Consider the following 425-nt stretch of genomic DNA (forward strand, 5'->3'; position numbering starts at 1 on the left):
AGGTTGCGCGGCTTGTCGACGTCAGTGCCGCGCGCCAGTGCCGTGTGATACGCCAGCAGCTGCAGCGGCACCACGTGCAGGATCGGCGAGAGCTGCCCGTAGTGCTCGGGCATGCGGATCACCTGGATGCCGTCGCTCGACTGGATGTGCGTATCGGCGTCGGCAAACACGTACAGCTTGCCGCCGCGCGCGCGCACTTCCTGGATGTTCGACTTGAGCTTTTCAAGCAGCGCGTCGTTCGGGGCGACGGTCACGACCGGCATCTGCTCGGTCACCAGCGCCAGCGGACCGTGCTTGAGTTCGCCGGCCGGGTAGGCCTCGGCGTGGATGTACGAAATTTCCTTGAGCTTGAGCGCGCCTTCCAGGGCAATCGGGTAATGCAGACCGCGACCGAGAAACAGCGCGTTTTCACGGCGGGCAAACTC

General features: G+C 64.7%; 1 protein-coding gene. It reads right to left on the reverse strand.

What is annotated here, in order from left to right; all coding sequences use genetic code 11:
- A partial coding sequence (locus tag HR086_RS47655; RefSeq protein WP_174468987.1) for an SIS domain-containing protein occupies nt 1-425 on the reverse strand: 425 nt, incomplete at both ends.

The sequence above is a fragment of the Myxococcus sp. CA039A genome (assembly GCF_013336645.1).
GTDB lineage: Bacteria > Myxococcota > Myxococcia > Myxococcales > Myxococcaceae > Myxococcus > Myxococcus llanfairpwllgwyngyllgogerychwyrndrobwllllantysiliogogogochensis.